At 68.5% G+C, this 10,577-nt stretch carries 11 protein-coding genes; 6 read left to right on the top strand and 5 right to left on the bottom strand.

The features are described 5' to 3' along the window. Positions 1–168: 168 nt before the first annotated feature. On the bottom strand, positions 169–768 hold the full coding sequence (locus ABFS34_14445; GenBank protein MEN8376643.1) for an ECF-type sigma factor: 600 nt from the start codon (positions 766–768) through the stop codon (positions 169–171). 67 nt (positions 769–835) lie between these two features. Next, positions 836–1,552: a hypothetical protein gene (locus ABFS34_14440; GenBank protein MEN8376642.1), complete on the bottom strand. Its 717-nt coding sequence runs from the start codon at positions 1,550–1,552 to the stop codon at positions 836–838. Between the two features lie 236 nt (positions 1,553–1,788). On the opposite strand from ABFS34_14440, the gene ABFS34_14435 reads away from it, so the two are divergent. Further along, on the top strand, positions 1,789–2,340 hold the full coding sequence (locus tag ABFS34_14435; GenBank protein MEN8376641.1) for a GNAT family N-acetyltransferase: 552 nt from the start codon (positions 1,789–1,791) through the stop codon (positions 2,338–2,340). A gap of 14 nt (positions 2,341–2,354) precedes the next feature. Here the strand turns inward: ABFS34_14435 and ABFS34_14430 are convergent, their stop codons facing one another. After that, entirely contained in the window at positions 2,355–3,599 is a 1,245-nt protein-coding gene (locus ABFS34_14430) for an MgtC/SapB family protein (protein MEN8376640.1), read from the bottom strand. A 243-nt stretch (positions 3,600–3,842) separates the two neighbouring features. On the opposite strand from ABFS34_14430, the gene ABFS34_14425 reads away from it, so the two are divergent. Further along, positions 3,843–4,577, top strand: a complete 735-nt coding sequence (locus tag ABFS34_14425; protein MEN8376639.1) for an MBL fold metallo-hydrolase — start codon at positions 3,843–3,845, stop codon at positions 4,575–4,577. Here ABFS34_14425 and ABFS34_14420 read toward each other — a convergent pair. After that, positions 4,544–6,097, bottom strand: a complete 1,554-nt coding sequence (locus tag ABFS34_14420; GenBank protein ID MEN8376638.1) for a hypothetical protein — start codon at positions 6,095–6,097, stop codon at positions 4,544–4,546. The genes ABFS34_14425 and ABFS34_14420 overlap by 34 nt on opposite strands. A gap of 13 nt (positions 6,098–6,110) precedes the next feature. After that, positions 6,111–7,277, bottom strand: a complete 1,167-nt coding sequence (locus ABFS34_14415) for a M20 family metallopeptidase (GenBank protein MEN8376637.1) — start codon at positions 7,275–7,277, stop codon at positions 6,111–6,113. Between the two features lie 87 nt (positions 7,278–7,364). On the opposite strand from ABFS34_14415, the gene ABFS34_14410 reads away from it, so the two are divergent. The 4 genes from ABFS34_14410 (at position 7,365) to ABFS34_14395 (ending at position 10,478) form a co-directional block, all read left to right on the top strand. Beyond that, positions 7,365–8,312 (top strand): peptidylprolyl isomerase, encoded by a 948-nt coding sequence (locus ABFS34_14410; GenBank protein ID MEN8376636.1) that lies wholly within the window; start codon positions 7,365–7,367, stop codon positions 8,310–8,312. A gap of 69 nt (positions 8,313–8,381) precedes the next feature. Next, complete coding sequence (locus tag ABFS34_14405) at positions 8,382–8,621, top strand: hypothetical protein (GenBank protein MEN8376635.1); 240 nt, start codon at positions 8,382–8,384, stop codon at positions 8,619–8,621. Between the two features lie 15 nt (positions 8,622–8,636). Beyond that, positions 8,637–9,230, top strand: coding sequence for a LysE family transporter (locus ABFS34_14400; GenBank protein ID MEN8376634.1), 594 nt, complete (start codon positions 8,637–8,639; stop codon positions 9,228–9,230). 93 nt (positions 9,231–9,323) lie between these two features. Next, positions 9,324–10,478 (top strand): ArgE/DapE family deacylase, encoded by a 1,155-nt coding sequence (locus tag ABFS34_14395; GenBank protein ID MEN8376633.1) that lies wholly within the window; start codon positions 9,324–9,326, stop codon positions 10,476–10,478. Positions 10,479–10,577 lie beyond the last annotated feature (99 nt).

The following is a 10,577-nucleotide window of genomic DNA, read 5'->3' as shown; positions in this document are numbered from 1 at the left end:
GCGACGTGACGTCGCGGCCGAGCAGGGGGTCCTTCTTCGAGATCTCCCGCAGGGCTTCGGCGCGCTCGCGAGCGTCAAGCGAGACCAACTCGTGGAAGTACTTCTCGATCCGGTCCCAGTCATTCAGTCTCAACCGAACACCTCCGGCGGTGAGACGCGGCAGCCCGCCTAGGCGAGCTCCTGGTTCAGCCAGGCGCGGGCCATCTCCCAATCGCGCTTCACCGTCGCGAGCGAAACCCCGAGCGCCTCGCCGACCTCGGGAATGTTCATGCCCGCGAAGAAGCGGCACTCCACCACCCGGGCCGGGCGTGGCTGGTGCGCGGCGAGCTCCTCCAGCTTGGCGTGGAGGTCGAGCAGTTGCGCGGACTCCGCCTCGGTGATGGCGAACGACTCGTCCAGCTCGACCCGGGCGCGGGCGCCGCCCCGCTTCTTCGCGGTGCGATGCACGGCGTGATCGACCAGGATCCTCCGCATCGCCCGCGCGGCCTCGGCGCAGACATGCGCCCTGTTCTGCCACTCCAGCCGGTCCAGCTTGACGAGCTTGAGGTAGGCTTCATGGACGAGTGCGGTGGTGCACAGCGTGTGGTCGGCCCGTTCGCCGTGCAGCTGCCGGTGCGCCATCCGCCGGAGATCGTCGTAGATCTCGGGGACGAAACCGTCGAGAGCCTCACGGTTTCCGGCTACCGCCTCGGCCAGAGCGCGGGCCGCGGCTTCCTGCCGCGACCCGGCATCGTCCCGTCCTGCGCCCGATACTCCTTCGGCACCCATGCCTCCAAGCTAATGGGTGCCCCCGGTGCGCCTCAACGGTATTGGACTCCAGCACAGTTGGCCTGACTCAGGGCGCGTGCACCGCGATCTGAATGCTCTGGCAGGTATTCGAACCGCGCACGCCGAATGCGCCGGCCGGCGGCCCCGCGTAGTCGTTCCATGGAGACGAGACTCCGGCCTCCGGCACACCGGCATCCGAGCAGCCTCCGTCGATGCTCTTGACCATGGACGGAAGGAACGCCGAGTCCACCGGACCGTGGTCGTGGACGACCAGGAAGATGATCGCGTCCTCGGGATTCTCCAGCCCGAAGGCGGGAAGTCCCACGGGCCCGTTGGCCGAGCCCGAGCCGTCGCCCACGGACCTACGACCCGCGAACATGGCGGTGCCCGACCCACCGACCACGCGCCCGGCGGCGAACATCATGTCGGGGCGTGCATCGGCGTTCACGATGTCGTCTCCGCCACAAGGGGCACCTGTAGTGCAGCCCGCTGGATAGTTGAAGACGAGGAACCAAAGCGTGGCGGCGTGGCCCGGGGTGAGGCCGACCGCCTCGAGTTGGTAGTCCACGCCATTGGGGCCCCGCTGAATCGTCGAGGTGCCGCCCGTTGGCGTGAAGTCCGGCAGCGTCAGCACGTCGACGGAAGGCGCGACGGTGAAGCTCACTTCGGTCGGGACTGCGTTGGGCTCGAGCGGGGTGTCGCCCGCCTCGCCGCATGCCGTCAGCGTCAGGATGATGCCGGCGAGGGCCGCCAGGGGAAGGGAGTGGGGATGTTTGCGTGTCATGAGTTACCTCGGGGTGATGGGGTTGGGCTGCACGATCCGTCTGCGCTGCGGAAGAGGACGAGCGATCCCGATCGCCTATGCCTGTCGTAGGTAGAAGCGGAAAAAAAGGAGGGATCGGCTCATTGCGGTGACGGCGAGCCACCGAGCAGTTTCGTCGGCATGACGCTTCAGGGCTGCGCAGCGCTCGCCGAGGCGGCCGGGATGACGTTTCCGCGGAAACGCTATCGGGGTCCGCGTTGATCGCCCCGATCCACTCCGCACGCCTCACCCTCCGCGGCCTCACTCCGAACGATGCCGCGTTCATCCACCGGCTGGTCAACGATCCCGACTGGCTGCGCTATATCGGCGACCGGGGCATCGACACGCTCGAGGACGCCGAGGCGTACATCCGGTCGGGGCCGATGGCAATGTACGAAGCGCATGGCTTCGGTCTGCTGGCCGTCGAGCCGAGAGCCGGGGGCGGGCCCGTCGGCATCTGCGGCCTGCTCCAGCGCGACTGGCTAGACGACGCCGACCTGGGGTTCGCGTTCCTGCCCGAAGCGCGGGGGAGGGGCTACGCGACCGAGTCGGCCGCCGCCGTCATCGCGCACGCCCGCTCGAAGCTCGGCCTGTCCCGGATCGTGGCCATCGTGACCGAGCACAACGCCCTGTCGCGCAGACTCCTGGAGAAGATCGGCTTCGAGCTGGAGGGCACCGTGCAGCCGCCGGAGGCCGAGGGCGGCGTGCGGCCGCCGGAAGACGTGACCGAGGTACTCCTTTACGTCCTGCGCCCGACGCCCGTCCCCTAGTGTACCGTTGCACACTAGGGCCAGGCCCACAGGAGCAGCACCCCGAACGCCAGCGCCCCCGCGAAGGCTCCCCCGACGAGAGTGCGCGTCCGGCCACGGCCCAGGATCGCCACGGCGATGCCCTTGAAGACGAGGTTGGCGAGCCCTCCGATCAGGATCAGCCTCCAGCCGACGTCGACGCCGACGTCTCCCGACCGGACGAGCTGGGCGGTGGAGAGCGTGATGGCGTCCATGTCCGTGAGCCCGGAGAGCGCCGCGACCACGTACATCCCGCCCAGACCGAAGTGCTCCTTCGCCACGGCGACGCCGAGCAGGACCGCCGCGTAGAGGACGCCGAACGCCAACGCCGCCCTGAGTCCCGAGGGCGGCGTGCGCTGGTCCGGGATCTCCCGGAGCACCCGGCGCGCGGACCAGTAGAGCGCCGCCGACATCGCGGTCATCGCGAGCATCATGACCGCGACGGGTGCACCCAGCCCGAGCAGCGCCGACGGCGCCACGACCGCGATCTCGAACAGCACTCGGGCGAACGTCACGGTCGACGCGATCACGACCATGACCGCCGCGGGAACGGCCCACCCGGGGTTCTCCGTGCTGTGCCGCGCGAAGCCGACGGTTGCGGCCGTGCTCGATATCAGACCGCCGATCGCGCCCGCCGCCAGCGTGCCCACGCGGTCTCCCAGGAACCGGTATGCGACGTACCCGGCCAGGCTGATGCCGACGATCAGCACGACCATCAGCCAGATTCTGAACGGGTTGAGGACGCCGTACGGACCGTACGCCCGATCGGGAAGCACCGGGAGGATGACGAGCGCGAGCAGCACCAGGCGGGTGAGGGCGCGGAACTCGTCGTGGCCGATTCTCTCGGCGAGCCGGTGGAGCGGACCCTTCCACTGCAGCAGCAGCATCGCCGCCCCGCCGACGAAAACCGCCAGGGCGATGTGGTCGAGGGCCACGATCACGCCGACTACGAAGGTCACGAGGGCGGCCACCTCCGTCGTGAGTCCGGGATCGACCTCGCCGCCCGCGCGCCGTGTCATGAGCTGACTGGCCACGATGATCAGCGAGAGAGCCAGCAGAGCCGCCACGGTGACCCACACCCCCAGCTCGCCGGCCAGGAACCCACTCAGGAAACCGAACAGGGCTATGAGGGGGAACGTCCTGATCCCCGCCATCTCGCTGCTCGTCCGCTCGCGCTGCAGGCCGATGAGCAGGCCGAGACCCAGCGCGATCGCGAGTTGGGCGAAGAGGCTCAGGGACACTGGTCAGTCCTGGAGCGGGTGAAGATCATTGCTATCCATGGTACCGCGCGACGAGACTCGGTGCATGCACGGGGACACATCGAAGCGCGCTGGGCTCGACGACCCGAGCCGAGGTCGGGCTGCGGCCCTTTGTCATCGCCCATTGCGCGATGTGCAACTAGTTCAAGTTTTGAATGAGTTGCGATGTCCGCTTTTTTCAAAGGACATCGGGCTCGGGGGGAAAGAAGGGATGACGGGGTCTGCGTGAGACTCGTCTTCCTGGGCACCCGGGGCGAAATCGAAGCGCGCACGCGGCGTCACCGCATGCACACGTCGCTGGAGGTCTCCTACCGCGGGCGCCGGGTGATGATCGACGCGGGCGAGGACTGGCGGGGCAAGCTGGGGCCGGTGGCTCCGCGGGCGATAGTGGTCACGCATGGCCACCCGGACCACGCTTTCGGCCTGAAGGACGGCGCCCCTTGCCCGGTCTGGGCCACCGAGGATGGGTGGGAAATCATGAGTGCCTATCCCATTCCCGAGGGCGACCGACGCCTTCTCGCGGCCAGGGAACCGGCGGAGGTCGTGCCCGGAATCACCTTCGAGGCTTTCCCCGTCGAGCACTCCATACGGGCGCCGGCGGTCGGTTACCGGATCTCGGCGGGAGCCGTGACGATCTTCTACGCCCCCGACCTGGTCTTCATAATCGAGCGCGCGGGCGCACTGCGCGGGTGCAGCCTCTACGTCGGCGACGGGGCGACCATGGCGCGCAGCTTCGTGCGCAGGCGCGGGGATCGTCTGATCGGCCACGCTCCAGTCCGTACGCAGCTCGGCTGGTGCCAGAAGGAAGGCGTCCCCAGAGCCATCATCACCCACTGCGGTACCGAGATCGTCGAGGGAGACGAGCGCGTTCTCGGAGCACGCCTCCGCGCATGGGGTCGGGAGAGGGGAGTGGAGGCCGGCTTCGCCTACGACGGCATGGGGCTGACACTACGGGGCTGAGCGACGCTCGACGGATCGCGTCCGGAGCGGTGCTCGTCGCCCACCGACGAGAGGAAATCGATGGCCTCGGACGCCGCCCGGTCGGCTTCCTCCACCGATTCGCCCATCATCATAATGTCGAGACCGGTTCCGGTCTCGGCCGCGGTGGGCGAAAGGAAGATCAGGCCCGTCCCGCGGGCAGGATCGAAGATCAGGTCGGCCGCCGCCTCGCGGACCTGAGCGAGCGTGGCGGTCGATCCCCCCAGCACGTTGCCCGTTGCTACGAAGGGGCGTGTGATCCAGTCGCCGGCCAGGCGATTGGCCAGCGTCATCGGGATCGACGTACCCCCCCAGCGGCCGTTGCACTCGATCCAGTGCAACTCGGCGTTCGCGATGTCGTCGCCGACGAGTATCGAGTCGAAGCTGCAGCGGCCGAAGTATCCCAGCCGCTGGAACAGGAGCCCCAGCAGGGTAGCTTCGTACGCCAGCCACTCCCTGTGGTACCTGGGCATCGCTGTCGGCGAGCAGCCCACGAACTTTCCTGCCTTGGTACCGACGCGCTGGTCGAACACTCCCTCGATGATCGGGTCTCCGTCTCCCTCGAGCGGGATCCAGAGCTGGACGGAAGGCGTGGCCGCGACCGGAGCCTCCCAGACCGAGACCAGGATCGGGAAGGGGTTCTCCCACCCGAGGTGGCGGAGCAGCCGGCGCAACTCCTGCACCACCCCCTGCAGCGTCGGCTGACCCAGGATCAGATCGGAGTCGATGACCAAGTTGCCCATGGCTCCGGACGCGCTGGGAAGCTTGATCCCGACGGAGCCGTTCTCCCTGGCGCACCGGCGCACCCGGTCGGCCAACATCGCCCAACTCCGCGCCGATGTCGTCGGCGGAATAGCTTCTCTTCCGAGCAGTTCGATCACCTGCTCGGAGAACCAGACCTTGTCGTTCACCCGCCGGGACAGCCTAGGAGGCGGCCCGGCCACGTGGACGGCGACCCCCGAGGTCCGGGCGATCAGCTCAGCAAACGCCCAGACGCTCCCCGACGCTTCGTAGGGCGCCACGTTCAGGTGTCCGGCCGACCGCGCCAGCTCGCTCAGCCGGCCGACGGCTCCGTTGTCGGCGCGGCAGCGCAGCGCGAGATGCTTGGATCTACGCGATGACTCGGGCACGAGGATCGTCGGTGCGCCGAGCCCGAGGTCTTCACGGCAGTGGTCCCGGAAGGCCTCGACCGGACGGTGGCTCATCGCGACGACATCCCCATCCCGCGCGAGGAGGAACGCTCGGTGCTCGCGAGCGTAGGCCAGGCCGCTCGAGTAACGCTGCCTCAGGCCGTGGATGTGGAGCGTCGGCCCCGGAGACAGTCCCGCCTCGACGTTCGGGCCGAACACGTCGTTGGCCGAAATGGCCGGATCCGCCGCGACGATCCGATTAGCGAGACGGTCGACGCGCTGACGGTCCGCTGGGCCGATGTCGGGTCGCAGGTGGCCCACGATCGGATGGACGCCCGCCCCCCGCTCGGAGCGACCCGCGTCGGCCGTCATCGTCGGCCTTTCGCTACGCATGCCGATCGATCGCGACGCGGGCCACGCGATCGAGGAACGCGCTACCGAACCAGAGGGCGTCCTCATCGATGTCGAATTTGGGGCTGTGCAGCGGAATGTACGTGTCCTCACCCATGCGGGCCCCGAAGCGCACGTAGCAGGCCGGGATCCGGCGGGACAGGAAGCCGAAATCCTCCGCTCCCATGCTCGGGTAGTCCTGAACCACCACGCGCGCCTCGGGCCCGATGAGGCGCACGGCCTCGAGGGCGATTTCCGCCTCTCTCTCAGCGTTCACGACGGGCGGGTAGCCGCGCCGGATCTCCACGTCGACCGCGGCCCGATGCAGATCCGCTGCCGCACGCGCGAGCCGCGTCAGGCCGAGGTGTATATGGTCGCGAACCTCGGGCAAGGTCGTGCGAATCGTGCCCTCGAGCATCGCGTCTTCGGCGATGACGTTCGGGGCCGTTCCCGCCGATACGCGGCCGATGGTCACGACCGTGGGGTGGACCGGATCGGTCTCGCGGGATACCAGCATCTGGATCGACGAGATGAGCATTCCGGCGATGAGAACCGCGTCGATCGCCTCGTGTGGGCGCGCGCCGTGGCCTCCCTTGCCGGTGACGGTGATACGGAAGGCGTCGGACTGCGCCGTGACGGTGCCGGACGTCACCATGATCTCGCCCACGCGATAGTGGTGGGTCATGTGCCCCGCGAAGATCGCGTCGACGTCATCGAGCGCGCCAGACTCGAGCACGACCTTGGCACCGGCCCCACGCTCCTCGGCCGGCTGGAACACGTATACGACGTTGCCGGGCGGCGGGTTCGCGACGTGCTCGGCGGCGGCCCCAAGTACCATCGCCATGTGAGCGTCGTGGGCGCACGCGTGCATGCGGCCGGGTTTTTTCGACGCGAAGGGCAGGCCGGTCTGCTCTTGGACGGGAAGTCCGTCCATCTCGGCCCGCAAGGCGACGATGGGCGCACCGGGCGGGCCGCCCTTCAGCCGCCCGATCACGGCGGTGCCCTTCCCCCCGTACTCGTAGTCGACGCCGAGGCGATCCAACTCCTCCGTGATGACCCGGGCCGTCTCTACCTCTTCGAACGCGAGTTCCGGATGCTCGTGGATGGTTCGTCTGAGCTCGACGGTTCTCTTGAACGTCGACGAATTGCGGGCGATCGACATTATCAAAACTACCCCTCGCGGGTGGATTCGATTCTGTTTGGAGGCCATAATCGTCCTCATCGCACGGTGCCTCCAGCGGACGGACCCATGATCAAGATCGGACTTCGCGCCACCGGCCTCGTCGCCGGCTGCGCACTGCTCCTGGCGCTTTTTCCTCCGGTAGCACACGCCCTGGCGCAGGACGAAGCAGACGACCGCCCTGCTACGCGCACCCTCGCGGACGTGCTCGCGGCTTCGACCCCGGACGAATGGCGCACGCTCGACCCCGAGAACACGCTCTACATGGAGATCGACGGGGGCCGCGTGGTCATCGAGCTGGCGCCCGCTTTCGCGCCCGCGCACGCGGACAACATCCGGACGCTCGTCCGGGGCGGTCATTTCGACGGCGGCTCGATCATCCGCTCGCAGGATAACTACGTGGTGCAGTGGGCAGTTGCGACCGACAGCGCGGGCCAGCCGTCCATGGGAGAGGCGGCCACCGCCTTGCCGGCCGAGTTCACGGCGCCGATCGGCGATCTTCCGTTCACCCCCATTCCAGACGGCGACATATACGCGCCGGAAGCCGGCTTCACGCACGGCTTCCCGGTCGGGCGCGATCCGGACGCCGGCACCACCTGGCTGGCGCACTGCTACGGAGTCGTGGGCGTAGCCCGCGGCACGGATCCGAACTCCGGAAGCGGCGCGAGCCTCTACGTCGTGACGGGACACGCGCCACGGCACCTCGATCGCAACCTGTCGATGGTGGGACGGGTCGTGGCGGGCATCGACGTGCTGTCGCCGCTGCCGCGGGGCAGCGGGCCTCTAGGGTTCTACCAGGACCCTCAGATTCCCGTGCCTATTCGGGGCGTGCGGGTCGGGACCGACGTGCCGGCGGCGGACCGGCTGTCGCTGGAGGTTCTCCGGACCGATTCCGACTCATTCCAGGGCGTGATAGAGGCGCGCCGCCATCGGGCGGAGGAGTTCTTCGTTCACGCCGTCGACCGGATCGAGCTATGCAACGTGCGGGTGCCGACACGAGACGCGGCGGGCGATTGACCGGGCGCGCCATAGCGGTAGGCGTCGCGGGACAGGGTCAGCTTCTGGCTGAAGAACCGCGGAGCGCGGGTGCGCGTTTTCATTCGCAGCGAGAGCCCGTCCACCTCGGCCCCACCCCTCGAGGTCTTCCTGCTGGAGGAGCGTACCGGCGTCGATGAGTGGCGCCGCTTCGACTACGCGTACGCGATCCCCGAGGGGTACGACAACCTCCGGATCGAGCTGAACGTGCTGACGCCGGGGACCGTGTGGGTGGACGACCTGAGGGTGGAGCCGGCGGGCGGTTCCTCTCCTGGAGCAGAAACGAGCTAGCTGGCGCGATAGACGTTGACCACCGCTTTCCTTTTCGGCGTGACCGTAGCGATCGCGGTCGGCCCCATCGCCCTGCTGATAGTCGGCCTGTCGATGTCCCGCGGAGTATCGGCCGGGCTGCGCGGCGGATTGGGCGCCGGCCTCGCCGACCTTTCCTACGCCGTGGTCGCGTTCTACGGGGGCGCCGCGGTGGCGGATCTCGTGGGCGGCCAGAGCGACGCGATCGGCGTCGCATCTTCCGTGATCTTGGTCGCGCTGGGCCTTTTCATGCTCCGCGCCGCAGTGCGCACGTTCGGCGAGCCCCGCCTTCCCGCCGCGATCGAGGGAAGTCCGCTTGTCGCCACCTACCTGCTCACTCTCTCCAACCCGCTGACGGTCGTGATCTTCGCCGGTTTCGCGGGGACCATCGCGGCCGGGAGCCTGGGAGCCGACCCGCTTGCCCTGGCGCTCAGCTTGTTCGCCGGCAGCCTGCTCGTGCAGGCGTCCCTCGCCCTGGGGGCGGGCGCGCTCGGCTCGGCCCTTCGCGATCCGCGGTACATATCCGTTCTCAACGTGGTGAGCGCCGTCGGCATCATGGCCTTCGGCGTGATTGGCTTCCTGAGGGGCTAGCGCACCCGGGCGACTCGAAGACCGTTGGAGGCGACGGCCAGTTTGACCGACCGACCGCAGCTGCTTCGCGACATCGCGGACTCTGCCGATGCAATGGCGGAGCTCACGCGCGAGCTCGTCGCCATTCCGACAGAGAACCCGCCGGGGGCCCGGTATCCGGCCTGCCTGGATCTGCTCGAGCGACGCATGCGAGAGCTGAGCCTTCCGGTCGAGACGATCCGGCTCGATCAGGATCGCACGGCCTTGCTATGCGGCGTGGGCTCGGGGCCGACGCTCTATCTGCACGGCCACTACGACGTCGTCCCGGCCAGCTTTCCAGACCAGTTCCGGCCGATCACCCAGGGCGGACGAATCATCGGCAGGGGGAGCGCCGACATGAAGGGCGCGATCGCGGCGATGATCCATGCTGTCGCCGCGCTGTCGGGAACGCGGCTCAGCGGCCGAGTCGAGGTCGTCCTCGTGCCGGACGAGGAGACGGGAGGCGAGCACGGCAGCAGGCGCCTGCTGGAGCTGGGCCGCCTCGGTCGCGACGGAGTGGGCGCGATCCTGGGCGAGCCCACGTCGGGGGCGATCTGGAATGCCAACCGCGGCGCCATCACCCTGCGCGTAGAAGTCCGAGGCCGGCCGGCGCACGTGGGGCTGCACTACCAGGGCGTCAACGCCTTCGAACACGCCCTGCCGATCCTGACCGCGCTCGAGCGACTCAAGGCGGAGGTCGAGACTCGCCGCACGGACGCCTCGATCGGTCCGGACGCCGCCCGGAGGTCGATCCTGATGCTGGGCGGAGAGGTCAGTGGTGGACACCAGTTCAACGTGGTCCCGGAACTCTTCGCCTTCACGGTCGAGCGCCGCTTCAATCCCGAGGAGGATCTGAGCAGCGAGCGGGACCGGCTGCTGAGCGTGATCCAGGATGCCAGCCCGCCGGGCAGCGCCGTGTCCGTGTCGATCCTCCAGGAGGGACAATCCAGCGGCACCGCCGTCGATACCAGCTTCTATCGAGCGGCCAAGGCGTCGGTATCGGCTGTGACCGGACGCGAGCCGACCGAAGAGATGTGCCCGGGCCTGCTCGAGTCACGGTTCTATGCCCAGGCGGGGGTTCCCGCCATTGCCTACGGGCCCGGCGATCTGGAGGTCTCCCACGGTCCTGACGAGAGCGTCGTCGTGGAGCGGATCGTGGAATGCGCTCAGGCCTACGCTTTGACCGCCCTGGACCTCTTCTCAACCCCTTCCGTGCCACTGGGATCGTAGCCTAGTGTGCCGGCGCGGAAGTCCCGTGTGCACCGAGGCGCGTGATGCGCCCGCGGGGCAAGGCGGAACGACGCGCCGTAGCCGTCGCTACGGCAAGGA

The organism is Gemmatimonadota bacterium (genome assembly GCA_039715185.1).
GTDB lineage: Bacteria > Gemmatimonadota > Gemmatimonadetes > Longimicrobiales > RSA9 > DATHRK01.
Note: the sequence above shows the minus strand (reverse complement) of the source record. Positions and strands in the feature narration are given on the sequence as shown.

What these genes read in the sequence shown, in the direction of transcription:
- ABFS34_14445 (MEN8376643.1), bottom strand. Translation starts at nt 768, where the DNA reads ATGGGTGCCGAAGGAGTATCGGGCGCAGGACGGGACGATGCCGGGTCG.
- ABFS34_14440 (MEN8376642.1), bottom strand. Translation starts at nt 1,552, where the DNA reads ATGACACGCAAACATCCCCACTCCCTTCCCCTGGCGGCCCTCGCCGGC.
- ABFS34_14420 (MEN8376638.1), bottom strand. Translation starts at nt 6,097, where the DNA reads ATGACGGCCGACGCGGGTCGCTCCGAGCGGGGGGCGGGCGTCCATCCG.
- ABFS34_14415 (MEN8376637.1), bottom strand. Translation starts at nt 7,277, where the DNA reads ATGTCGATCGCCCGCAATTCGTCGACGTTCAAGAGAACCGTCGAGCTC.
- ABFS34_14410 (MEN8376636.1), top strand. Translation starts at nt 7,365, where the DNA reads ATGATCAAGATCGGACTTCGCGCCACCGGCCTCGTCGCCGGCTGCGCA.
- ABFS34_14395 (MEN8376633.1), top strand. Translation starts at nt 9,324, where the DNA reads ATGGCGGAGCTCACGCGCGAGCTCGTCGCCATTCCGACAGAGAACCCG.